Genomic DNA, 23,147 nt, shown 5'->3' on the forward strand with positions numbered 1-23,147 from the left:
AAGGACCGACATGAGGGTGGTCCTCGCCGGCGGCGGGACGGCCGGTCATATCGAACCGGCGCTGGCTCTGGCCGACGCGCTGCGCCAACTCGACCCCAACATCGGGATCACCTGCCTCGGCACCGAGCGAGGTCTGGAGACCAGGCTGGTTCCGGCCAGGGGGTATGAACTGCAACTGGTGCCCGCGGTACCGCTGCCCCGGACACTGACACCCCAGCTGCTGAGCGTGCCGGGCCGTCTGGCGGGCGCCATCAACGCGGCCGCCGCCGTCATGGACCGGGTCCAGGCCGACGTCCTGGTCGGCTTCGGCGGCTATGTGGCGACCCCCGCCTACCTGGCGGCACGGCGGCGCGGCGTGCCGATCGTGGTCCACGAGGCCAACCCGCGCCCCGGCCTGGCCAACCGGCTGGGCGCGCGCCTCACCGACCACGTGTTCACCGGCCACCCGGACACGCCGCTGAACCACGCCGAGTACATCGGCATCCCCCTGCGCCGTGAGATCGTCAACCTCGACCGGCTGTCCATGGGCGACAAGGCCAGGTCCTGGTTCGGTCTGGAGGCCGACCTGCCCACGCTGCTGGTCACCGGCGGCTCCCAGGGGGCCCGCTCGCTCAACCAGGCGGCCCTGGCCGCCGCCCCCGTGCTGCGCCGGGCCGGAGTGCAGGTGCTGCACGTCATCGGCCCGAAGAACACGCTGGAGGAGGAACCGCCGCCCGGCGACCCGCAGTACGTCGTGCTGCAGTACGTCGACCGGATGGACCTGGCCTACGCCGCCGCCGACTTCGCCCTGTGCCGCAGCGGCGCGATGACCTGCGCCGAGCTGACGGCGGTGGGCCTGCCGGCCGCGTACATCCCGCTGCCGCACGGCAACGGCGAGCAGCGGCTCAACGCCACGCCGATCGTGCAGGGCGGCGGCGGCCTGATGATCGACGACGCCGAGCTGTCAGCGGAGTGGATCATTCAGAACGTGCTGCCCATCCTGTCCGACCCCGAACGTGTGGTCACCATGTCCGAGGCGGCGTCTCAGATGGGCAGGAAGGACGCCGACGTGACGCTGGCGCGCAGGGTGCTGCAGGTCGCGGTGCGAGGGAGAGGCTGAATGGGCGCGGAGCGGATCCGACGCGGTGAGCGCGGGGCTGCCCGCGCTCGCCTCCGGCGAGAGGGCAGGGCGGGACGAGGGCGTCCGCACGGCGAACGAGGAGGGGTGAGCGGCCGATGAGCCTGGTCAAGCTGGTGGATCCGGTTGCGGCCGGAGACCTGGGACGGGTCCACTTCATCGGGATCGGCGGTTCTGGGATGTCCGGGATCGCGCGCATCCTGCTTAAACGGGGCGTGCAGGTCTCGGGCAGCGACGCGCGAGGGTCGGACATGGCGACCGAGCTGCGGGAGCTGGGGGCCAGGGTTCACATCGGCCACGCCGCCTCGCACATCAAGCAGGTCGACACCGTCGTGGTCTCCACCGCGATCCGCGACTCCAACCCCGAGCTGGGCGAGGCGCTCCGCCAGGGCCTGCGGGTCATCCCCAGGGCCGCCGCGCTGGCCTCCGTCATGGCGGGCAGGACCGGCGTCGCGCTGGCCGGCACCCACGGCAAGACCACCACGACCTCGATGCTCACCGTGGCGCTGCAGAAGTGCGGCGCCGACCCCTCGTACTGTGTGGGCGGGCAGCTGGTGACGACGGGGCTGGGCGCCGACGAGGGCTCGGGCGGGGTGTTCGTCGCCGAGGCCGACGAGAGCGACGGCTCCTTTCTCATGCTGGCCCCCGACATCGCCGTGGTGACCAACGTCGAGCCGGACCATCTGGACAACTACGGTGACCCGCGTGCGGTTCACGATAGCTTCGCCCGGTTCGTGGAGCGGGTGGCCGACACCATGGTCATCTGCGCCGACGATCCCGGCTCCGCCGCGCTGGTCCCGATCGCCCGCGCCCGCGGCCTGAAGGTGATCACGTACGGTGCGGCGGAGGACGCCGACCTGCGGGTGGGCGGGATCTCTCCCGAGGGGCTGGGCATCACCTTCACGGTCCACGGGCACGGGGAGGTCAGGCTCGCGGTCCCGGGCCGTCACAACGCGCTCAACGCGGCCGCGGTCATCGCGGTGGCGGGGGAGCTGGGTGTCCCCTTTGGTGAGATCCGTGATGGTCTGGCGGCCTTCACCGGCGCCAAGCGCCGGTTCGAGGCCAAGGGCGAGGCGGGCGGGGTGGCGGTCTTCGACAGCTACGCCCACCACCCGACCGAGCTGGCCGCCGACCTGCGCGCGGCGCGGGACGTGGTGGCGTCCTTCTCGGGAGACGGCAGGGTCATCGCGGTCTTCCAGCCGCACCTGTACTCGCGCACCAGGTTCTTCGCCGACGAGTTCGGCATCGCGCTCGGGCTGGCCGACGAGGCCATCGTCCTGGACGTCTACGGCGCCCGCGAGGATCCCGAGCCTGGCGTGTCGGGGGCGCTGGTGGCGGGCAAGGTGCCGCTGCCCGCGGAGCGGGTGGCCTACGCCCCCCAGCGGGACGGCGTGCCCGCCCTGGTCGCGAGCCTGGCCAGGCCGGGGGACATCGTCCTGACCATGGGCGCGGGCGACGTGACCGAGCTGGGTCCCAGGATCGTGGCGGAGCTGGCCGCGCGGTGACCCATGCCAGCGGGCGCGGGTCGCCGGAGGGGGAGTGGCATTGAACGGCGTGTGGCGGTCGGCCTTCCTGGCCCTGCTCACCGCGGGAGTGGTGGGCATCGCCGCGTGGCTGGTGTTCTTCTCCCCGGTGCTCGGGGTGCGGGAGATCCAGGTGGTGGGCAACGCGGGCCTGTCCACCGAGGAGATCCGGCGGGCGGCGCAGGTGGCCGGCGGCAAGCCCCTCGCCACGGTCGACCTGGCCGAGGTGGAGGACCGGATCGGCCGGATCACCCAGATCGAGTCGGTGACGGTCAGCCGCGCCTGGCCGGGGACCCTGCGGGTGAAGGTCGTGGAGCGCAGGCCGGTGGCGGTGGTGCCGGTCGGCGACAGGTCGGCGCTGATGGACCGGTACGGGATGGTCACCGAGGTCAAGGACGTCGCGCCCCCGACACTGCCGGTGCTGCGGGTGGACCGGCCGGGGCCGGGCGACCCGGCGACCGCGGCGGCGCTCACGGTCATCGCCGCGCTGCCGGAGAATCTGGCCCGCCGGGTCGCGGAGGTGCTCGCACCGTCGGCTGAGACGGTCTCGCTGCGGCTGAAGGACGGCCGCGCGATCGTGTGGGGCGGCGGCGACCGTCCCGCGGACAAGGCCCGGATCCTTGTTACGCTGCTCAGACGTCCGGCCGACACCTATGACGTCAGTTCGCCTGACGTCGTGACGGTTAAGTGATCTCATCGGATGGCGGACGTTCCCGGAAAAGGACGGCCCGCGACACGCTGGACGTGCTTGCGGCGCGGTTAGTTGACCCGCCAGGAGCGTAACTCCTACTGTCCGTATCACTCCTCAGGTTGACATAAAGCTAAATCTCAACTTGAGGGTGAGGGTTTTGGAAACGACGGCACGGGCCCCGTGCCGCATGAAATTGCAAGTCAACGAGCGGAAAGGCCCCTCGTCGTGGCAGCACCGCAGAACTACCTCGCGGTCATCAAGGTTGTAGGAATCGGCGGAGGCGGAGTCAACGCCGTCAACCGGATGATCGAGGAGGGACTCAAGGGCGTCGAGTTCATCGCCATCAATACCGACGCCCAGGCGCTGCTGATGAGTGACGCCGACGTCAAGCTCGACGTCGGGCGCGAGCTCACTCGCGGCCTCGGCGCGGGAGCCAACCCCGAAGTCGGGCGCAAGGCGGCCGAGGACCACCGTGAGGAGATCGAAGAGGTCCTCAAGGGCGCCGACATGGTTTTCGTCACGGCCGGTGAGGGCGGTGGCACGGGCACCGGAGGCGCCCCGGTGGTGGCCAACATCGCCCGTACCCTGGGCGCGCTGACCATCGGTGTCGTGACCCGGCCCTTCAGCTTCGAGGGGCGGCGCAGGGCGATGCAGGCCGACGCCGGCATCGAGACCCTCCGCGAGGAGGTCGACACCCTCATCGTGATCCCGAACGACCGGCTGCTGTCGATCTCCGACCGGCAGGTGAGCGTGCTGGACGCCTTCAAGGCGGCGGACCAGGTGCTGCTCTCCGGTGTCCAGGGCATCACCGACCTGATCACCACGCCCGGACTGATCAACCTTGACTTCGCCGACGTGAAGTCGGTCATGTCCGGTGCCGGCTCGGCCCTGATGGGCATCGGCCACGCGCGCGGCGACGACCGTTCGGTCGCGGCGGCCGAGATGGCCGTGTCCAGCCCGCTGCTGGAGGCCAGCATCGACGGCGCGCACGGCGTGCTGCTCTCGATCGCCGGCGGCTCCGACCTCGGCCTGTTCGAGATCAATGAGGCGGCCCAGCTCGTCTCCACCGCCGCGGCGCCGGACGCCAACATCATCTTCGGTACGGTCATCGACGACGCCCTCGGCGACGAGGTGCGCGTCACCGTGATCGCGGCCGGCTTCGACGAGCCCGCTCCCGAGCCCAAGCAACTCCCGCAGCCGGCGTCCCGCCCGCAGCCCGCCTCGCGTCCCGCCCCGCCGCCCTCGGCGGCCGCCCCGGTCCGCCCGCTGGCGCCCACGGTCAAGGCGGAGCCCCGCCCTGAGCCCCGTCCGGAGCCCAGGGTGGAGCACCTGCCGCCCTCGCCGGTGCGGCAGGTCGTCACCCCGCCGGCGGAGCCGACGCCCCCGCCCCAGCAGATCCACCCGGTACAGCCGGTGGAGCACTCCGAGCCGCACCGCGTGGAGGAGCCGCACTCCCCTCCGCTGTCGATCCCGCGTCCGGCCCCTGAGCCCTCGCAGCCGACGCCGATCTCCGCGAGGGTCACCGACCCCGCCCGGCGGCGACCGGTGATCTTCGAGGAGCAGGAAGAGGAACTGGACGTTCCCGACTTCCTGAAGTGACATCGCTCACGGTGGGGGTGGGTGCAGAGCCACCCGGCCGTGCCGGGAAGAATGGGCTCCGCCGGTTTGCCAGTGTCCGAGCGGCGGAGATGTGACGGAAACAACACGACGAGATGAGATCGCGGCCGGGCTGGCCCGGGTCGAGGCGGAGATCGCCGAAGCCTGCCGGGCCGCCGGCCGCAGCCGCGAGGAGCTGACGCTCATCGCGGTGAGCAAGACCTACCCCGCCTCCGACGTGCGGCTGCTGGCCGGACTCGGGATCGGTGACGTCGGGGAGAACCGCGACCAGGAGGCTTCAGTCAAGGCGCGGGAGTGCGCCGACCTCGGCCTGCGGTGGCACTTCGTCGGCCAGTTGCAGACCAACAAGGTCCGCTCGGTGGTCGGCTACGCGAACGTCGTCCACTCGGTCGACCGCCCGCGCCTGGTCACCGCCCTCAGCAGGGAGGCGCTCGGGGTGGGGCGCCGGATCACCTGCCTGGTACAGGTGGCGCTCGACGGTGACCCCGCCAGGGGCGGCGTGATACCACAGCAGGCCGAGGCGCTGGCGGACGCCGTCGCCGGAGCGCCGGGGCTTGAGTTGGGCGGGGTGATGGCGGTCGCGCCGCTGGGGGAGGAGCCGGGCAGGGCGTTCGCGAGGCTGAGGGAGATCGCGCGGTCCGTCCAGGACGCCCACCCGGGCGCCGGCGTCATCTCGGCGGGGATGAGCGGGGATATGTCCCAGGCCATCGCCAACGGTGCGACACACCTGCGTGTTGGTACGGCGTTGCTCGGTCGCAGGAAGCCCTTCGTCAGGTAATGTCCCTTCAAGTGGACCTTGGCGTCCGCGTATCCGGACAGCGGTCGAACGGTGGTGAGCTCAGGGCGGTCGGGCTGGCCCCTCGGGCACATCGAAGTAAGACGGAGGAAGAAGTAGCGATGGCCGGCGCGATGCGCAAGATGGCGGTCTACCTCGGTCTTGTTGAGGACGACCGCTACGAGAGATACGACAGCTACCCCGACGACGAGTACGAGGAGTTCGACGACACGCGCCGGGAGGGCGACGAGCGTCCTGGCACGGTCCACGACCTCTCGGACGACACCGACCCAGGCGTGCCCGCTCCGAGGCCCGCGACGGCTGTCCTGGAGCGCCGCACGACCGATCTGGCGCGCATCACCACCCTTCATCCCCGCACGTACAACGAGGCGCGGACCATCGGTGAGCACTTCCGTGACGGCACTCCCGTCATCATGAACCTGACCGAGATGGTTGACAGTGACGCAAAGCGGCTCGTTGATTTCGCGGCAGGTCTCGTCTTTGGCCTACATGGCAGCATTGAACGTGTTACCAACAAGGTGTTCTTGTTGTCCCCAGCCAATGTCGAGGTGACCGCCGAGGACAAGGCTCGAATCGCGGAACGCGGATTCTTCAACCAGAGCTAGAGTTCCACTATGAACAGTGACCGGCCCGACGGGTCCCGATGGGACGAAGGACGGCAGAGCGGAGTGGAGGCGAGGACGGACCGTGGGGATCGTTAGCGGGATCTTGGTCTTCGTCCTGTCCATCTACCTCGTGCTGCTGATCGGCAGAATGATCTTTGAGACGGTGCAGGCGTTCGCACGTCAGTGGCGCCCCACAGGCATCGTCCTGGTGCTGGCGGAAGCCGTATACACGGTGACCGACCCACCTCTCAAGTTCCTCCGCCGTTTCATTCCACCACTCCGGTTGGGTACGGTGGCCTTTGACCTAAGCTTCACAGTGCTGTTCATTGTGGTCTTGGTCTTGATCCAACTCGTGTCCGCGCTTCGTTGATCGGGTACCGTCCCCCCGGACAGACTCCAAGCGCGCCAAGGAGACCGAAATGCCGCTGACTCCCGCCGATGTGCGGAACAAGCAATTCAGTACGACCCGCCTTCGGCCGGGTTACGACGAGGAAGAGGTAGATGCCTTCCTCGATGAGGTCGAGTCCGAGTTGGACCGTCTCATTCAGGAGAACGAGGAGCTCCGCGCCAAGCTGGCGGAGTGCCTGCGGGGCAAGGTCCCCGGCGGGATGGGCATGGCCATGGCGCCCGCCCCCATCGCCGAGCCCAAGCCCGAGATGATGATGCAGCAGCCGGAGCCGATGCGCGCTCCCGAGCCGGTGCAGCATCAGCAGCCCGTTCCCGTCGGAATGGGAATGCCTCCGGCCGAGGACAACATGGACACCGCGGCCCGCGTGCTCGCCCTCGCGCAGCAGACCGCGGACCAGGCCATCGCCGACGCCCGCCGGGAGGCGGACGAGACGGTGACCCGGGCGCGCCGCGAGGCCGACGACATCCTCGGCAAGGCACGTCGCCAGGCCGAGCAGGTCATCGGTGACGCACGTGCCCGAGCCGAGACGCTGGAGCGCGACGCGCAGGAGCGGCACCGCCAGGCCATGGGCTCGCTGGTGCAGACCCGTGACGAGCTCGAGCGCAAGGTCGAGGAGCTCCGCAGCTTCGAGCGCGAGTACCGTAGCCGCCTGAAACTGTATCTGGAGAACCAGCTGGCCGAGCTCAATGTGGCTGCCGAGGGCAGCGGCGGGTTCCCGATCGTGAGCGGGCCTCCGGCCATGTCCCACGCGGTGGCCCCGGGTGGTCAGCCGACGCTCCAGGGTGCGCCCAACCCGTTCGGCGGCGACCCGTCGCAGCATTCGGGCGCCTTCCAGGGCGTTGACGGTCCTCACAACGACCGCCGCTAAGGTGTCGGGTCACCCCCTTTGACCCGCATCCGGGAGTCTTTCTGTGATCCTTATCAGCGCCGGTTTGGTACTCACGGCCATCGTCCTGCTCATCGTGGGGATCGTGCTGGCCAAGCCGTTTCTGGTCATGTGGTCGATCGCGGTCAGCGTGCTGTCCGCCGTCTTCCTGGTGATCGGGGCGTTGTTGCGGCGCCACGAGCTGTTCCCCGGCGGGCAGGCCGGGGCCGCTCCGCCCCTTCCCGAGAAGGGACCGATGCCGGCCGGGTCCGTCCCCGCGCCGCACGGTGTGCCGAACCAGCCTCCCGTGCCACCGCACATGATGGCGCAGCACGGGATGCGGCAGCAGATGCCCGTGGCCCCGACCCAGCCTCGACGAGGCCCGGTGGCCGGCCCGGCCACCGCCACCGTCGCGAGGCGGGGCGCCCTGGACGCCGAGGCGATCGTGCTGGTCATCCCCGGCCGCAAGCGCTATCACGTCGCGGGGTGCCGCCAGCTGGCCGGCAGGGATCATGAGGAGCTCACCCACGAGGAGGCTCGTGAGGAGGGCTTCACGCCCTGTACCACCTGCCTGCCGGAACCCGCCGCCGGGAGTAGGCCGCACCAGACCCCGCCCGGGGTGCGGGAGCCCGCCGAGCCCCTGAGCGCCTCCCCGGAGTCCGGCCCCGCAGGCGGCGCCGGTGAGCCCGGTCCGCACGAGGCCACCGCCAGGTTCACCGCCCCGTACCGTCCCGCGCGGCCCGCGGCCCCCGCCGGAGGGCAGCAGGCCCCCGGAGCACGGCCCGAGTCCCCGCCAAGGCCGGAGAACCCAGCCGCCAGGCGAGAGAGCGCCGTGTCCCGGCAGGAGCCCCCGAGCTCCCCGCAGGAGCCCGTCGTCCCGGTCGCCCGGCCCTACATTCAGTCCTCCGAGCCGCAGGTACGGCCCCAGGAGCCGGTGAGTCCCCCGCTCCGCGCGGCGGAGTCCCCGACCCCCTCGGTGCCGATCCGGCTGCCGAAGGTCCCCGAGATCCCGCACGCCGAGTCCGAGGCCACCAGCTGGTTCAGCCGCGACATGGTCGCCCAGGCGTCCAAGCCGGAGACCCCGGTGGCTCCGGCCAGGCCCGAGCCCGAGGCGGCGGAGCCCGCCAAGCCCGGACCGGCCGCGGGCGGCGCCTCCGCGAGCCGGGGAGAGGCGCCGGAGAGCGCCAAGCCGGAAACCGGCGAGGCCGAGCCCGCTGCGTCCAAGGCCACGGCATCCAAGGCCACGGCGTCCGAGCCGGCCGCGTCCGAGAGCGCCGCGTCCGGGGCCGCCAAGGCCGGGGCACAGGCCAAGGCCGAAGCCGGGCCTTCGGCACCCGGGCCCCGCCCAGGGGCCGAGACCGCCGGGCGAGACTCCGCCCCGTCGGAGCCGTCCCCCTCGGGCAAGCCCGGAGCCGCCGACTCAGGCTCCGCGGAGCCTGAGAGGCCCGAGGAGCCGGGAGCCCGAGAGGCATCGGATTCCGGGCGCCGGGCCACCGCCGATGGCACGACAGCCGAGCCGGTGGAGCCGGCCGAGACCGCACCCGGGCGCGCCGGGCAGGTAGCGGCCGACTCCACCTCGGCGGAGCCCGCAGCCGGTCCCTCTCCCAAGGACCGTGACGCCGAGGGCGACCCCGGGGCCGAGGAGCAGAAGGCGGGCGACGGGACCGTCATGGTCATCATCGGCACCCGTCGCTTTCATGACCCCGCCTGCCCTCTGATCAAGGGCGCGGGCGACAGCGGTATCGAGGTCATCTCCCTGGTCGAGGCCGAGGGAGCCGGCCTGATCAACTGCTCGATCTGCCTGAACGACCACCGGGGCCAGAGCTGACACCTGGCGTGACCACCGCCCGCCTCGCTCACCGTTCACCACGAGGAGGCGGGCGTGTCGCGGTGCCCGCGGACCGCCGCTGCCGTGCGGTGACGGTTCCTTCCGGGCCGTGACGGACGCGGAGCGCCACCTGTGGCGCGGGGCCGGCCGCTCCTTCCGTGCGGTGACGGTTCCTTTCGGGCCGTGACGGACGCGGAGCGCCACTTGAGGCGCCGGGCCGGTCGCTCCCGGTGTGAACCGGAACGGCCGGGCTCTCCGGGAGCCCGGCCGTCCGGTGACGTCGGAACGCTCCGCCGTCAGGCCGTGGCCGTCGCGCGGCGGAGCTGGAAGGTCAGTCCCAGCTCGGCGTCGCTGTGGCTGGGAAGGCCCTCGGCGCCGCCCTCGGTGAGGGAGACGGCGAGGACCTCGTCGGCCACCGCACGGCCCTGGGTCCGCAGGGCCTCGGCCAGGTCGGCGTCACCGGTGGACCACCACACGTCGATCCGGTCGGAGATCGACAGGCCGGTGGACTTACGGGTGTCCTGGAGCAGGCGGATGACGTCGCGGATCAGGCCGGAGCGGCGCAGCTCGTCGGTGATGGTCAGGTCGAGGGCGACGGTCTCGCCGGAGGCGGCCTCCACCGCCCAGCCGGACCTGGGCTGCTCGGTGACGATCACGTCGTCGACGCCGATCTCCACCGCTCCCAGCTCTCCCGCGTCAACCAAGACCGGCGAGCCGGTGCGGAGCGCGCGGGCGAGCTCCGCGGGCTCGGCGGCGGTGACGGCCGCGGCGACCAGCTTGGTCTGCGAGCCGAACCGCTTGCCCAGCGCCCGGAAGTTGGGCTTGACCGTGAAGGAGACCAGGTCCGCCCCGATCCCGGAGAGGTCCTCCAGGCCCTTGACGTTGAGCTCGTCGGCGATCAGTTCGCGCAGCTCGGGCGGGAGCGTGGCCCAGCCGGGGGCGCCGACCAGGGCACGGCCGAGCGGCTGGCGGGTCTTCACCCCGCTGGAGGCGCGGGCCGAGCGGCCCAGCTCCACCAGGCGGCGGACCAGGGCCATCCGCTCCGACAGCTCCTCATCCAGCAGCTCGCCGTTGACCTCGGGCCAGTCGGCCAGGTGGACCGAGACGGGGGCGTCGGTGTCGCGGAGCACGTCCCAGACGTAGTCGGTGGTGAACGGCACCACCGGTGCCATCAGCCGGGTGACGGTCTCCAGGCACTCGTAGAGCGTGGCGAACGCCGCGGTGTCACCGGCCCAGAAGCGGCGGCGGGAGCGTCGCACGTACCAGTTGGACAGGTCGTCGAGGAACTCCGAGAGCCGACGCCCGACGCGGGCGGTGTCGAAGACGTCCATCGACGCGGTGACCTCGGCCACCGTCCGGTGCAGCTCGGCGAGGGCCCAGCGGTCGATCAGCGGGCGCTCGGCGTACCCGGGAGCCTCGGCGAGCCTGGAGGGCGACCAGGACTCGGCGTTGGCGTACAGGGTGAAGAAGGAGGTGGTGTTCCAGTAGGTGAGCAGGACCTTGCGGACGATCTCCTCAAGGGCGCCGTGCCCGACCCTGCGGGCCGCCCACGGTGAGCCGGAGCAGGCCATGTACCAGCGCAGCGCGTCGGCGCCGTGCTGGTCCATCAGTGGCATCGGCTGGAGCACGTTGCCCAGGTGCTTGCTCATCTTGCGGCCGTCCTCGGCCAGGATCAGGCCGAGGCAGAGCACGTTCTCGTACGAGGACCGGTCGAAGACGAGCGTGCCGACCGCCATCAGCGAGTAGAACCAGCCGCGGGTCTGGTCGGTGGCCTCGCAGATGAACTGCGCCGGGTAGGCCTTCTCGAGCATCTCCTCGTTGCGGTACGGCGCCCCCCACTGGGCGAACGGCATCGAGCCCGAGTCGTACCAGGCGTCGATCACGTCGGGCACCCGCCGGGCCTCGGCCCCGCAGGTGGGGCAGGGCAGTGTGACGTCGTCCACGTAGGGGCGGTGCGGGTCGAGCGCGGAGACGTCCCGGCCGGACAGCCGGCTCAGCTCCTCCAGCGAGCCGACGCATGTGACGTGCGACTCGTCGGCGGTGCAGATCCACAGCGGCAGCGGGGTGCCCCAGTAACGCGAGCGCGACAGCGACCAGTCGACGTTGTTGCGCAGCCACTCGCCGAAGCGGCCCCACTTGATCGTCTCGGGGTACCAGTTGGTCTTCTCGTTCTCGGCGAGGAGCCGGTCCTTGATCGCGGTGGTGCGGATGTACCAGGCGGGCAGGGCGTAGTAGAGCAGTGCGGTGTGGCAGCGCCAGCAGTGCGGGTAGCTGTGCTCGAAGTGGCTGCCCCGGTAGAGCAGGCCGCGCGCCCGCAGGTCGGCGGTGAGCCCCTCGTCGGCGTCCTTGAAGAACTGGCCCCCGACCTGGGGCACGCTGTCGAGGAACCGGCCGTCGGGGCCGATCGGGTTGACCACGGGCAGCCCGTACCGCTTGCAGGTCGTCATGTCGTCGGCGCCGAAGGCGGGCGCCTGGTGAACCAGGCCGGTACCGTCCTCGGTGGTGACGTAGTAGCCGAGCACCACGTAGTGCGCGCCGGGGATGTCGACCAGGTCGAAGGGGCGCGAGTAGGTGGTGTGCTCCAGGTCGGCGCCCTGGAAGGAGGCCAGGACCTCGGCCCCCTCGCCCAGCGCGGAGACCACCAGCGGCTCGGCCACCACCAGGACCTCGTCGGACCCCGCGGGGCGCGCCGCGACGTAGGTCACGTCGGGGTGCAGGGCCACGGCGGTGTTGGAGACCAGCGTCCAGGGCGTGGTGGTCCAGATCAGCAGCGAGGCGCCGAGGTCGGCCAGCGGTCCCGAGGTGGCGGGCATGCGGACGTAGACCGACGGGCTGGTGACGGTCTCGTAGCCGCCGGGCTGGCCCAGCTCGTGGTCGGACAGGCCGGTGCCACAGCGGGGACAGTACGGGGTGATGCGGAAGTCGCGGGAGAGCAGGTCCTTGTCGAAGATGACCTTGAGTGACCACCAGACGGACTCCACGTAGGCCGGGTCCATCGTGCGGTAGGCCTGGGACAGGTCGATCCAGTACCCCATCCGCTCGGTCATCTCCTCGAAGGCGTCCACATGCCGCAGCACCGACTCGCGGCACTTGGCGTTGAACTCGGCGACGCCGTACGCCTCGATGTCCTTCTTGCCGGAGAGACCGAGGGATTTCTCGACGGCGACCTCGACGGGTAGCCCGTGGCAGTCCCAGCCCGCCTTGCGGGGCACGCTGTAGCCCCGCATCGACTTGTAGCGGGGGAAGACGTCCTTGAAGACGCGGGCCTCGACGTGGTGGACGCCCGGCATGCCGTTGGCGGTGGGCGGGCCCTCGTAGAAGACCCAGGTGGGGCCGCCGGTGTTCTGCTCGACCGAGCGCTCGAAGATCTTGCCGTCCCGCCAGCGGTCGAGCACCTCGTGTTCAAGCGCGGGAAGATCGACCTGCGCAGGAAGAGAGCGGAAATAGGCGGACATGATGGGCTGGACCTCCACGCTGGAATCGGCTGTGGCGTGGAGGGACGAGGCTGTTGGGGCCCCGCGGTACCACCCTCCTTGGCCTTCGCGTGCGAGAAGGCCCTCTTCCTTTGGTCTGCTGCCGGGTCTACTGGGCCGTCACGGCCGTTCTTCCGGCGGCTCCGGGGTGATCTTCCCTCAGCGCCTCGCCCCGGGCTCGCACCGTCCCCGGGTCGCTCGTGCGAGGGGGTGCGGAGGTTGCTGTCCCCATCAACGCCGTGCAGGCTCACACGATAACGCACCCGCCTGCCGGAAGCTTCCCCATATCAGAGGCGGCTGGGGGGAATCAGGGGGAAGCGACCGGATGTTACTGGATTGGCAAACATTGCGGCGGGTCGTTTGTCGTTCTGTTATGAGGGACCTAAGCTGCCCGCACCGTTTACCACATTGGATACGGTCCGATCGAGCAAGGAGGTCGCCATGGCCGCGACCGTGCGCGCAGACAACAGCGCGGCAGCGCCGTCATCCGACGGTGCCGTCGTCACCTGGTCGGCCGAGGAACTCGCGGAGGTCCGCGGGCGACTGGTCGCGGAGAGCCGTGAGCTCACCAAGGAGATCGCCAAGGCCGAGATCGAGATCGCGTCAAGCGACGTTACCGACGGTGCGGGCGACGACCAGGCCGACGCCGGAGCGCGGACGTATGAACGTGAGCGCGAAATCGCCCTTACCCTGAACTCGCGCGACCTGGTCGCGCAGAACGAGCGAGCGATCGCCCGGATCGACGCGGGGACCTACGGAGTGTGCGAATCGTGCCATCAGCCGATCGGAAAGGAGCGCCTTCAGGCGTTTCCGAGGGCGACGCTGTGCGTGGCCTGCAAACAGCGGGAGGAGCGCCGCTGACCGGCGACACCGAGAACGGGGCGGCCCCCGCCGCCCCGCTCGCGGCACGGCGGATCGCCGTGCTCGCGGTGATCGTCCCCATCATCTACGCCCTCGACCTCGCCACGAAGACCCTCGTACTGAAGACCCTGGAGGGCAGGGAACCCATCGTGGTCATCCCCGGCGTGCTCCAGTTCCGGGTGATCTTCAATTCCGGGGCCGCCTTCGGCCTCGGCACCGGGATGACGATCGTCTTCACCTGTGTCGCGGCCGCCGTCGTGGTGGCGATCCTGCGTACCGCGCGCAACCTGCGCAGCCTGCCCTGGGCGATCACGCTGAGCCTGCTGCTCGGCGGGGCGCTCGGCAACCTCACCGACCGGATCTTCCGCTGGCCCTCGGGCTTCGGCTCCGGCAGGCCCGCACCGCTGCAGGGACACGTGGTCGACTTCGTGGAGACCTTCCCCGGCCACTTCCCGGTCTGGAACATCGCCGACTCGGCGATCGTCTGCGGCGGCATCCTGGCGGTCTTCCTCGCCTGGCGGGGCTACCAGATCGACGGCACGCGCGACACGGGAGCCGAGAAGGAAGCGAAGGAGAACGGCAATGGCTGACCGGCGGAGTCTCCCCGTCCCCGACGGGCTGGAGGGCGAGCGTCTCGACGCCGCCCTGTCGCGCCTGTTCGGCCTCTCCCGCACCCGGGCGGCCGAGCTGATCGTCGCCGGTGACGTGCTGGTGGACGGCTCGACCGCGGCCAAGTCCGACCGGCTCCACGGGGGCGCCTGGCTGGAGGTCACCCTCCCGCCGCCGCCCACCGCGCCGATGCCGGTGGCGGAACCCGTGCCCGGCATGCATATCGTGTACGAGGACGACGACATCGTCGTCGTCAACAAGCCCGTCGGCGTGGCCGCCCATCCGACCACCGGCTGGACCGGACCCACCGTGATCGGCGGCCTGCTCGGCGCCGGCCACCGGGTGGCCACCAGCGGCGCGGCCGAGCGCCAGGGCATCGTGCACCGGCTGGACGCCAACACCACCGGCGCGATGGTCGTCGCCAAGAGCGAGCACGCCTACTCCCACCTGAAGCGGGCCTTCAAGGAGCGCACCGTCGACAAGCGCTACCACGCGCTGGTCCAGGGCCACCCCGACCCGCACCGCGGCACCGTGGACGCGCCGATCGACCGCCACCCCGTCGGGGACGGCCGCTGGGCGGTCGTGGCGGGGGGCAAGGAGTCGGTCACCCACTACGACACGATCGAGGCGTTCCGCGCGGCGTCGCTGCTGGACATCAAGCTGGAGACGGGCCGGACCCACCAGATCCGGGTCCACATGTCGGCGCTGCGCCACCCGTGCGTCGGCGACATGCTGTACGGGGCCGACCCGACCCTGGCCGCGCGGCTGGGAGTGAGCCGGCAGTGGCTGCACGCGGTCTCCCTGGCCTTCGAGCATCCCACCACCGGCGAGTGGGTCTCCTTCACCACCGCCTACCCCGACGACCTGGCCCACGCCCTGAAGGTCGTCGCCGCCGAGTCCTAGCGCGGCCCGCCGGTCCCCGCGGCGGGCGTGCCTTCGCGCCGGTGGCCCTGCCGGCGCGTCCGGCCGTTGCCGGGTTCACCGTTTCCGGTGGTTTCTCAGGCCCTGCCCCGGGCGCTCGCGCCGAGGGCGACCGCCCCGGCGTCGGGGGCGATCCGGTCGGGGGAGTCGCCCTGCTGCCCCCGGCCCGGCGCGTCGCCCTGGCCCGAACCCTCCTCGGCCCCCTCGCCCCCGTCGTCCTGTCCTCCCTGGTCGTCCTCTCCCCGGTCGCCCGAGGAGGGCTCCTCGGGCTGCTCGGAACCGTCCTGGGACGGTTTCCCCGAAGGCTCACCCGTCGGCTCGTCCGACGGTCTGTCCCGAGGGACGGGGTCGCCGGCCCCCGACCTCTCGGGGGCCGGGCGGGTGGGGGCACCGCCGTCTCCGGCACCGTCGTCCCTGGCGGGGGCGTTTCGCGCGGGGGCCTTCGCCCGCTCGGGCTCGGCGGTCGGCGTACCCTCCCCGGAGGGCACAGTCGCCGGGGCCGGCGGCCTCGCGGGGGTCTGGCCGAAGGGGTCGGCGGCGACCCAGGCAATCCCAGCCGAGGTCAGGGCGACGGCGAGCGCCATCGCGACCATCGCCGGGCGCCGTTGCCTCCCCGGGGCGGCCACCGGGCCGGGCTCGGGCATCGGTCGCCCGGCTCCGGCCGGGGCGGTGGGCGCGCCCACCGGCACGGGGACCGCCGGGGGCAGCTCGATCGGCATGGTCGGTTGCGGAGCGGTCCCGTTCACCAGCGAGGTCAGGTGGACCTGCACCTCCTGGGCCGACATGCGTCGCGCGGGATCCTTGCGGAGCAGACCGAAGATCACGGGAGCGAGCGGTCCGGCGAACCGCAGCGGCGGGGGTTCCTGGTGCATGACGGCGCTGAGCGTCGCCAGCGGGTGGGCGCGCTCGAAGGGGGAGCGTCCCTCGACCGCCATGTGCAGCGTCACGCCGAGCGACCACAGGTCGGAGGCGAACTCGGCGGGGCCGCCGCTCGCCCGCTCAGGCGCGATGAACGCCGGGGTACCGATGAGCGAGCCGGTCCTGGTGATCGACGAGTCGCCCTCCAGGACGGCGATGCCGAAGTCGGTGAGCACAGCCCGCCCGTCCTTGGAGAGCAGGACGTTGTCCGGCTTGACGTCCCGGTGCAGGACGCCCGCGTGATGGGCGGCGAGCAGCGCGCCCAGCACCTCCAGCCCGATCCGCGCCACCCGCGCCGGCGGCAGCGGCCCGTCCTCCCTGATCACCGCTCCGAGCGTGCGGGAGTCGACCAGTTGCATGACGATCCAGGGGCGCCCGTGCTCCTCGATCACGTCGTACACCGTGGCGACCCCCGGATGCCCGATCCGCCCGGCGGCCCGGGCCTCCCTGAGCGTCCGCATGGTGAAGACCTCGCGCTCGGGACCGGTGAGGTCGGGGGAGGGGATGACCTCCTTGACCGCCACATCGCGGCCCAGCACCTCGTCCTGTGCTCGCCAGACCGTCCCCATGCCTCCTCGGCCGATACGTTCGAGCAGGCGGTAGCGGGCTCCGATGATCCCCTGAGAATCGGTCATGCGCCGACGCCTACCCAGGATTAATCCCGACATTCAGGATTAGCTACGCAGGTCACCTTCTCAGTTCAACAGGTGGCGCAGCGCGGCGGTGACGACGGCCGCCACCGCGAGGACCACCAGAAACGGGGCGCGCAGCAGCAGCGCCACCACGGCCGCACCCATTCCCGCGGTGCGCGGCCAGTCCAGATGCAGCGCCTGCCCGTGCCCGAAGGTCTGCACCGCGATCAGCGCCGCCAGCAGGGCCACCGGGACCAGCGTCGCGAAGCGCTGCACCCCCGGGTGGTCGAGGATCCGGCGCGGCGCCGACAGCCCGGCGAGCTTCAGCGCGTAGCAGGCCGCGCAGGTGGCGACGATCGCCCACCAGAGGGTCACCTGGGCCTCCTCAGGATCACCGCGAGCACGGCCACGGACGCGAGCAGTACGGGCACACCCGGCGGGGTGAACGGGGTCGCGGCCAGCGCGATCACCGCGCCGCCGCCCGCGATCAGCCGCAGCGTGCGGGCCTCGGGGCCGCTCCCGGTGAGCCGGGGCCACAGGATGGCCAGGAACGTCGCGGGACCGACCGCGTCCAGGCCGAACACCGCGGGGTCGGCCACCCAGGAGGTGCCCAGCGCGCCGAGGAGGGTGGTGGCGTTCCAGGTCAGGTAGAGGGTGACGAAGGTGACCAGGAACGCCGTCCTGGACGACTCCTCGTCCGGCTGGGCCAGGGCGACCGCGGTCGTCTCGTCGATCACGCCCTGGGCCGTCAGCGGCCTGCGCCAGCCCCGGATGTCGAGCACGCCGGCCATGCGCAGGCCGTACAGGCTGTTGCGGGCGCCCAGCAGCATCGCGCCGGCCGTGCCCGCGACCAGGTTGCCGCCGCCCGCGACGACTCCGACGAGGGCGAACTGCGAGGCGCCGGTGAAGGCGAACAGGCTCAGCACGCACGCCTGCGCGACGCTCAGCCCCGCGGTGACCGCCGCGGCGCCGAAGGCGACCCCGGACAGCCCGACGGCGATCCCCACGCCCAGTCCGTCCCTTGTCGCGGAGGAGCGAGTGGTTGTATCCATGGAAAGGGAGCTTATGTCTGGTTTTAACTTCCGGTCTTGTACGTTCCTGCACGCTGGTACGCGGCGGGGGGAACGCCCACCATCCGTTTGAAGTGCCTGCTCAGGTGGGCCTGGTCGGTGAACCCCACATCCCCGGCGACCTGCGCGGGAGGTGTACCCGCCTGGAGCAGCCGCCGGGCACGCATGATCCGCAATGTGTTCAGATAGGCGTGCGGGGGCAGCCCGGTGGCCGCCTTGAAGGCCCGGATCAGCGCGAACGGCCTGGCGTCGACGGCCCGCGCCAGGTCCTCGATCGTGGGCGGGTCGACGAGCCGCTCGTGCAGGATCTCCCGGGCGCGCCGCACCGCCGGGTCCTGGTCGCAGGAGCGCGCCTCCAGAAGAGGGCGGGTGGCATGCCGCCGGAGCAGGGCGGCGAAGGCGGTGCGGGCCAGCGTCGAGGAGGCGAGGTCGTCGCCGTGCTCCGCGGCCTGGTGCGCGGCCCGCAGCAGCTCGACGGTGGGCTGGTGGTAGGTGACGGTCTCGGGGAAGCAGGGAGTGCCGCGCCCGGTCATCACCTCGGCGGCGACCTCGGAGACGAACTCGACGGACGGGTAGAGGACCCGGTAGCTCCATCCCTCGGGGACGCCCGCGTGGCCGTCGTGCGCCTCCTGGGGGTTGAGCGTGCTCAGGCTGCCCGCGCCCGCGCGGTGGCGGGCGCCCCGGTAGCCGAACTCCTCCACTCCGGAAAGGACCAGCGCGATCGCGTAGCTTTCGTGCGCGTGCGGGGCGAAGCGGTGGGTCACGTATCTGGCCTTGAGCAGGTCCACCCCGGGCAGTCCCGGGCTGCGCCAGAAGCGCGCCCTCTCCGGCTCGCTCATGAGCGGAAGGTCCTGGCGAACGTGTCGAAGAGGGAGCGGTCCCACTCCGACTCCGGGCTCTCCCAGTAGATCGCGTACGGCCGGTCGGCGAGGGTGCGGAAGCCCCGGTCCAGGACGTGCGTGCGGACCCCGTCCTTGAGGTAGGTGAACTCCCAGTCGGCGGCGGGCACCCCCCGGTATCTCAGCGAGGTGATGCCGATCCGCTCGTAGCCCGGCCAGACATTGTCGGCCCTGCCGGCCCGCTCCACCTTCTGCCAGTGCCTGAGCAGGTCCTTCTCCGGGTCGTCCGTCGACTCGATCCACAGCAGAGCACTCGACCCGGGGGCACGGAACTCCACCCGGTCGCGGCCGGAGAACCGCTTGACCTGCCATCCCCTGGGCACCGCGACGGAGAAGCCCATCGGGTCGCGGTGCAGCCGCCAGCCCGCGGGGATCGTCCGGCTCGGCCGTGGGGTCACCGTCGGGGTCACCGTCGGGGTGGGGGCCTGGGGCGTCTCGGGCGGGGCGTTGCCGGTGATCGGGGCCGTGGCCGTCGGCAGGCCGGGACCGGTGTCGGCCGTGGTGTTCTGGGCCCGCACGACCAGCCAGCCGCCGACCCCGACCGCCACCACGAGCACGGGGATTCCGGCTAGGAGCGCCAGCCGTCCCGCTCCGGTCCGCCGCGCGGGCTCGCCTCCGGTGCCGGTGGGCTGTTCCCGCACCGGCCAGGAGCCCGGATGCGGCTGCTCGTAGCCGTACGCCCCCTGGTCGGGGTGTGTGTGCTCGGGATGCGTGTGTCCGGCCGGGTACGGAGGGTGCTCGGGGTGCGTGTGCGCGGGTGGGTACGGGGGCTGCTCGGGGGCACCCGGGGGGGTTCGGTAACCCGGCTGCCAACCGCTCCGCGCCGCGTCCGGGTGCGGCTGTCCCGCGTACCGGGGGTCGGCGTGTGACGGGCCGGTGTGCGGCGGGTTGGGGAGAGCTCCGGGGGAGCCGTGCGGCTGCTGTCCGGGATACGGCTCCCATCCCGAGAGGGACCCCGCGGCAGGTCCCGAGGAGCCCCGGGAGGACGCGGGACCAGCGGAGGCGCGGTTGAGCAGGGCCTCGGCCTGGTCGGGCACCATCCGGGCGGCCGGATCCCTGGCCATCAGGCCGAGGATCGCCATCGCCAGGGGGCCCGGGTGGGTCATGGGGCTCGGCTCGCCGTGCAGGACGGCCATCATGGTGGCGGCGGCCGTGGGCCGCTCGAACGGGGGCCGGCCCTCGACCGCCGCGTACAGCGTCGCCCCGAGCGACCACAGGTCCGACTCGGGGGTGGCGGGCAGCCCGTGCAGCCGCTCGGGGGGCAGGAACGCGGGTGTGCCGACCACCCCGCCGGTGCGGGTGATGCCGGTCTCCTGCGTCATGGAGGCGATGCCGAAGTCGGTCAGCACCACCCGGCCGTCGTCGGCCAGCAGCACGTTCTCCGGCTTGACGTCGCGGTGCAGCACCCCCGCGGCGTGTGCGGCCCGCAGCGCGCCCAGCACGTGCAGTCCCACCGAGGCCACCCGCTCGGGCGGGAGGGGGCCGTGGGCGCGGACGATCTCCCCCAGCGACCGGGACCTGACCAGCTGCATGACGATCCAGGGACGCCCCTCCTCCTCGACCACGTCGTGCACAATGATCACGGATGGGTGGTCGAGGCGCCCGGCGGTCCTGGCCTCGCGGATCGTGCGCCGGTTCAGGTCGGCTCGGGCGGCCTCGTCGACCCCCCGGTGGCGGACCTCCTTGACGGCCACGACCCGGTCGAGGAGCTCGTCATGGGCTCGCCAGACGATGCCCATGCCGCCCTCGCCGAGGTGTTCGAGCAACTGGTAACGACCCGCCACCTTTCGCTCCGCCATCTCCCCCGCCTCCCTCCGAGCCCCACGAATCGTAGCCGGTAGGGATCCGCCCTACTTTTTCGAGGAGAAGGTCGCGGCGAACCCCTCGAAGTAGTGCAGGTTCTTCTTCCAGTCCTTGGCCAGGGTGTGCCAGTAGATGGCGTACCCCCGGCCGCCCTTGGTGACGAACCCCCGGTTGAGCACCCGGGCCTTGCCCGAACTCATCTGCCAGGTGAACTCCCAGTCGGCGGCCTTCACCATGTAGTCGACCTTCTCGATCTTGATCCGCTTGTAGCCGGGGAAGTTGCCGCGGCTGTACCCCTCCTGGTTCTCCCAGTCCCGCTTGGGGTCGGGGCCCGCCCGGTCGACGTACTCGACGAAGACGAAGCTGGTCCGGTCGGGGCCGCGGAACCACACCTGCTGGCCGGGCCGTTTGTCCACGCTCCACCCCTTGGGCAGGCCGATCGAGAAGCCGTTGGAGTCCTTGTGCATCCGCCAGCCGGAGGGCAGGGCGGACTTCTTCTCGGTCTTGGTGGGGCTCGGGCTGGGCGGGGGAGAGGACGCCGGCTCGGATGAGCCCTGCGGGGTCGCCTTGGCATCGCCGCTCGGGACGCTCGGCGCGCTTGAGGTGCCCGGCTTCCCCGAGCCGGCCCGCGTGGCCTCCTCGTTCTCGCGGCTGCGCATGCCGAGCCAGCCGGCGACCCCGCCGACGACCAGCAGCGCGGGCAGCAGCACCAGCAGCCCCCGCTTCAGCTGGGAGCCGCCGCGCTTCTGCGAGGTCAGCATGGTCGCCTCGTGGTCATGGCCGGCGTAGGAGGGGGCCGAGGGCTCTCGCCACTGGGCGGGTGCGGGCTCGCTCGCGGGCTCTGCTCTGGGCGAGGGCTCGCGGCCCACCGGCGGGAAGGGGTTGGGCCGCGAGACGGGGACGGGCTTCCGGCGCGCGAATCCCTGCTCGGCCGCGGCGGGAGGGGCGCCCTCGCGGCTCGCGGCGGGTCTCTCCTCGGCCGCGGCGGGCGGGGGCGTGGCACGGGGCGCGGCGGCGGGCTTCGCCTCCGGGGCCGGGGCGGGCCCGGAAGCGGTGCCGGACCTCGCAGCCGCAGCCGCAGCCGCAGCCGCGCCGGCCGCGGCCGCCGCTCCGGCGGCCCTGGCGCCGGAGGGTGCCCTGCTGGTGGGCCGGTTCGCCTCGGAGTCGTCCGCGGCCTTCGGAGCGGGACCGCTCCCGGCACCGGGCTTCGCCCCCGGCGCCGCCTTCGCGGTCTTCGCCTTCGCTCCGGCGCCCGGCTCCTGCCGTACGTCTCCGGCGGGCGGCTCCGCGGCGGCCTTCGACGGCTCCTCGCCTCGTGCGGGCGCCACCTCGTCCCTGGACTCGGCGGGTACGGAGTCCAGTTTCGCGCCCGTCTGGGGGAGGGCGCCGGCCTGGAAGCGGGCTCCGGGATCGGTGTCGGCCGCCGGGCTCACGGTGGGCATGACGGCGGTCCTGGCGGGCCGGTCACGGTTGCCCGTCCCCTCGGCCACCCTGCGCAGCAGCCGCTCCGCCTCCTTGTAGGGCATGCGCAGCGCCGGGTCCTTGCGGAGCAGCCCCTCCAGGATCGGGGCCAGCGGCCCGGCGTGGACCGGGGGCTCGGGCTCGTCGTTCAGGACGGCGTGCATGGTCGGCAGCGCACCGCCCCGGTCGTGCGGGGGCTTGCCCTCGACGGCGGCGTACAGGGTCGCGCCGAGCGACCACAGGTCCGACTCGCGCTGCGCGCTGCCGCCCTTGATGCGTTCGGGAGGGATGAACGCGGGGGTGCCCGCGATGCCGGTCATGGTCAGCGCGGTCTCGGCTTCGAGCGTCGCGATGCCGAAGTCGGTCAGCACCACCCGGCCGTCGTCGGCCAGCAGCACGTTCTCCGGCTTGACGTCGCGGTGCAGCACTCCCTGGGCGTGGGCGGCGCGCAGCGCCTCCAGCACCTGCAGGCCGATCTCCGCCACCCGCTGCGGCGGCAGCGGCCCGTCCTGCCTCAGCACCTTGCCGAGGGAGCGCGACTCCACCAGCTGCATGACGATCCAGGGACGCCCGTCCTCCTCGACGACGTCGTGGACGACCACCACGTTCGGGTGGGTCAGGCGCCCGGCGGCACGTGCCTCGCGCTTGGTGCGCCGGTTGAAGTCCTCCTGGTTGTCCTCGCCGAGCATGTCGGCGTAGCGGACCTCCTTGATCGCGACCTCGCGGTCCAGAAGCTCGTCATGGGCCCGCCACACGATGCCCATGCCACCTCGGCCGATGGCTTCGAGCAGGTGGTAACGGGAGGCGATACGGCGCCCCTCGGGCTGTGCTTCGGCCATCAACCGGCTTACCTCCTTCGGAACCCCCGAATACTCTCATAGCCCAGTAAAGTGATCGACTCACTCGCCGAGGGAAAGTCCATATCCTGAGATGCGCTGTCCAGTACGTGACGGGTGTCCGGTAGATGACCTAGGATTGGGCCCATGACCTGTCGTTTCGCGTTTACCGGCCCGGCTCCGGAGAGCCGGTCGTGACAGCGTGATCTAGCC

19 protein-coding genes are annotated in these 23,147 nt (G+C 71.9%); 12 read left to right on the top strand and 7 right to left on the bottom strand.

All coding sequences use genetic code 11. The annotated features are described in order from the left end of the window. The first annotated feature begins 10 nt into the window (after nucleotides 1-10). The 9 genes from murG to ABT061_RS30855 all read left to right on the top strand — a co-directional run bounded on the left by murG (nucleotide 11) and on the right by ABT061_RS30855 (nucleotide 9,451). Complete coding sequence (gene murG / locus ABT061_RS30815) at nucleotides 11-1,099, top strand: undecaprenyldiphospho-muramoylpentapeptide beta-N-acetylglucosaminyltransferase (RefSeq protein WP_350924531.1); 1,089 nt, start codon at nucleotides 11-13, stop codon at nucleotides 1,097-1,099. Between the two features lie 116 nt (nucleotides 1,100-1,215). Further along, nucleotides 1,216-2,622, top strand: coding sequence for a UDP-N-acetylmuramate--L-alanine ligase (gene murC, locus ABT061_RS30820; RefSeq protein ID WP_350924533.1), 1,407 nt, complete (start codon nucleotides 1,216-1,218; stop codon nucleotides 2,620-2,622). Nucleotides 2,623-2,656: 34 nt separating this feature from the next. After that, nucleotides 2,657-3,331: a cell division protein FtsQ/DivIB gene (locus ABT061_RS30825; RefSeq protein WP_350924535.1), complete on the top strand. Its 675-nt coding sequence runs from the start codon at nucleotides 2,657-2,659 to the stop codon at nucleotides 3,329-3,331. A gap of 225 nt (nucleotides 3,332-3,556) precedes the next feature. Further along, nucleotides 3,557-4,930, top strand: a complete 1,374-nt coding sequence (ftsZ, locus tag ABT061_RS30830; RefSeq protein ID WP_350924537.1) for a cell division protein FtsZ — start codon at nucleotides 3,557-3,559, stop codon at nucleotides 4,928-4,930. Between the two features lie 91 nt (nucleotides 4,931-5,021). Next, the gene (locus tag ABT061_RS30835) at nucleotides 5,022-5,726 is read left to right on the top strand and encodes a YggS family pyridoxal phosphate-dependent enzyme (RefSeq protein ID WP_350924539.1); all 705 of its coding nucleotides are present in this window, start codon (nucleotides 5,022-5,024) and stop codon (nucleotides 5,724-5,726) included. A gap of 119 nt (nucleotides 5,727-5,845) precedes the next feature. Further along, nucleotides 5,846-6,349 (top strand): cell division protein SepF, encoded by a 504-nt coding sequence (locus tag ABT061_RS30840; RefSeq protein WP_350924541.1) that lies wholly within the window; start codon nucleotides 5,846-5,848, stop codon nucleotides 6,347-6,349. Nucleotides 6,350-6,431: 82 nt separating this feature from the next. Beyond that, nucleotides 6,432-6,719, top strand: a complete 288-nt coding sequence (locus tag ABT061_RS30845) for a YggT family protein (protein ID WP_030909817.1) — start codon at nucleotides 6,432-6,434, stop codon at nucleotides 6,717-6,719. A gap of 49 nt (nucleotides 6,720-6,768) precedes the next feature. Beyond that, a complete protein-coding gene (locus ABT061_RS30850; protein WP_343980728.1) occupies nucleotides 6,769-7,626 on the top strand; it encodes a DivIVA domain-containing protein in 858 nt (285 codons plus the stop codon). Nucleotides 7,627-7,669: 43 nt separating this feature from the next. Then, nucleotides 7,670-9,451, top strand: a complete 1,782-nt coding sequence (locus tag ABT061_RS30855) for a hypothetical protein (RefSeq protein WP_350924544.1) — start codon at nucleotides 7,670-7,672, stop codon at nucleotides 9,449-9,451. Between the two features lie 296 nt (nucleotides 9,452-9,747). On the opposite strand, the gene ileS is transcribed toward ABT061_RS30855, so the two are convergent. Then, complete coding sequence (gene ileS, locus ABT061_RS30860; RefSeq protein ID WP_350924546.1) at nucleotides 9,748-12,906, bottom strand: isoleucine--tRNA ligase; 3,159 nt, start codon at nucleotides 12,904-12,906, stop codon at nucleotides 9,748-9,750. 471 nt (nucleotides 12,907-13,377) lie between these two features. On the opposite strand from ileS, the gene ABT061_RS30865 reads away from it, so the two are divergent. From ABT061_RS30865 to ABT061_RS30875, 3 genes are read left to right on the top strand one after another with little or no spacing between them, the layout of a single operon-like run. Continuing rightward, complete coding sequence (locus ABT061_RS30865) at nucleotides 13,378-13,785, top strand: TraR/DksA family transcriptional regulator (RefSeq protein ID WP_386274343.1); 408 nt, start codon at nucleotides 13,378-13,380, stop codon at nucleotides 13,783-13,785. Then, entirely contained in the window at nucleotides 13,749-14,375 is a 627-nt protein-coding gene (locus ABT061_RS30870) for a signal peptidase II (RefSeq protein WP_350924548.1), read from the top strand. The genes ABT061_RS30865 and ABT061_RS30870 overlap by 37 nt, the downstream gene beginning before the upstream one ends. After that, the gene (locus tag ABT061_RS30875; protein ID WP_350924550.1) at nucleotides 14,368-15,297 is read left to right on the top strand and encodes an RluA family pseudouridine synthase; all 930 of its coding nucleotides are present in this window, start codon (nucleotides 14,368-14,370) and stop codon (nucleotides 15,295-15,297) included. The genes ABT061_RS30870 and ABT061_RS30875 overlap by 8 nt, the downstream gene beginning before the upstream one ends. A 95-nt stretch (nucleotides 15,298-15,392) precedes the next feature. Here the strand turns inward: ABT061_RS30875 and ABT061_RS30880 are convergent, their stop codons facing one another. From ABT061_RS30880 to ABT061_RS30905, 6 genes are read right to left on the bottom strand one after another with little or no spacing between them, the layout of a single operon-like run. Further along, nucleotides 15,393-16,868 (bottom strand): serine/threonine-protein kinase, encoded by a 1,476-nt coding sequence (locus ABT061_RS30880; protein WP_350924552.1) that lies wholly within the window; start codon nucleotides 16,866-16,868, stop codon nucleotides 15,393-15,395. 60 nt (nucleotides 16,869-16,928) lie between these two features. Beyond that, the gene (locus ABT061_RS30885) at nucleotides 16,929-17,240 is read right to left on the bottom strand and encodes an AzlD domain-containing protein (protein ID WP_350924554.1); all 312 of its coding nucleotides are present in this window, start codon (nucleotides 17,238-17,240) and stop codon (nucleotides 16,929-16,931) included. Beyond that, nucleotides 17,237-17,917: an AzlC family ABC transporter permease gene (locus ABT061_RS30890; protein ID WP_350924556.1), complete on the bottom strand. Its 681-nt coding sequence runs from the start codon at nucleotides 17,915-17,917 to the stop codon at nucleotides 17,237-17,239. The genes ABT061_RS30885 and ABT061_RS30890 overlap by 4 nt, the downstream gene beginning before the upstream one ends. A 23-nt stretch (nucleotides 17,918-17,940) precedes the next feature. After that, nucleotides 17,941-18,774 (bottom strand): AraC family transcriptional regulator, encoded by an 834-nt coding sequence (locus tag ABT061_RS30895; protein ID WP_350924558.1) that lies wholly within the window; start codon nucleotides 18,772-18,774, stop codon nucleotides 17,941-17,943. Continuing rightward, on the bottom strand, nucleotides 18,771-20,633 hold the full coding sequence (locus ABT061_RS30900) for a protein kinase domain-containing protein (protein ID WP_350924560.1): 1,863 nt from the start codon (nucleotides 20,631-20,633) through the stop codon (nucleotides 18,771-18,773). Before ABT061_RS30900 ends, ABT061_RS30895 begins: the two co-directional genes overlap by 4 nt. A gap of 51 nt (nucleotides 20,634-20,684) precedes the next feature. Next, complete coding sequence (locus ABT061_RS30905; protein WP_350924562.1) at nucleotides 20,685-22,937, bottom strand: serine/threonine-protein kinase; 2,253 nt, start codon at nucleotides 22,935-22,937, stop codon at nucleotides 20,685-20,687. Nucleotides 22,938-23,147 lie beyond the last annotated feature (210 nt).

Origin of the sequence: Streptosporangium sp. NPDC002544 (genome assembly GCF_040295965.1) — a bacterium.
Lineage (GTDB): Bacteria > Actinomycetota > Actinomycetes > Streptosporangiales > Streptosporangiaceae > Streptosporangium.

Bases quoted from the DNA above. Each gene is read 5' to 3' on its own strand.
- murG (WP_350924531.1), top strand. From the start codon at position 11: ATGAGGGTGGTCCTCGCCGGCGGCGGGACGGCCGGTCATATCGAACCG.
- murC (WP_350924533.1), top strand. From the start codon at position 1,216: ATGAGCCTGGTCAAGCTGGTGGATCCGGTTGCGGCCGGAGACCTGGGA.
- ABT061_RS30840 (WP_350924541.1), top strand. From the start codon at position 5,846: ATGGCCGGCGCGATGCGCAAGATGGCGGTCTACCTCGGTCTTGTTGAG.
- ABT061_RS30850 (WP_343980728.1), top strand. From the start codon at position 6,769: ATGCCGCTGACTCCCGCCGATGTGCGGAACAAGCAATTCAGTACGACC.
- ileS (WP_350924546.1), bottom strand. From the start codon at position 12,906: ATGTCCGCCTATTTCCGCTCTCTTCCTGCGCAGGTCGATCTTCCCGCG.
- ABT061_RS30875 (WP_350924550.1), top strand. From the start codon at position 14,368: ATGGCTGACCGGCGGAGTCTCCCCGTCCCCGACGGGCTGGAGGGCGAG.
- ABT061_RS30880 (WP_350924552.1), bottom strand. From the start codon at position 16,868: ATGACCGATTCTCAGGGGATCATCGGAGCCCGCTACCGCCTGCTCGAA.
- ABT061_RS30890 (WP_350924556.1), bottom strand. From the start codon at position 17,917: ATGGATACAACCACTCGCTCCTCCGCGACAAGGGACGGACTGGGCGTG.
- ABT061_RS30895 (WP_350924558.1), bottom strand. From the start codon at position 18,774: ATGAGCGAGCCGGAGAGGGCGCGCTTCTGGCGCAGCCCGGGACTGCCC.
- ABT061_RS30900 (WP_350924560.1), bottom strand. From the start codon at position 20,633: ATGGCGGAGCGAAAGGTGGCGGGTCGTTACCAGTTGCTCGAACACCTC.
- ABT061_RS30905 (WP_350924562.1), bottom strand. From the start codon at position 22,937: ATGGCCGAAGCACAGCCCGAGGGGCGCCGTATCGCCTCCCGTTACCAC.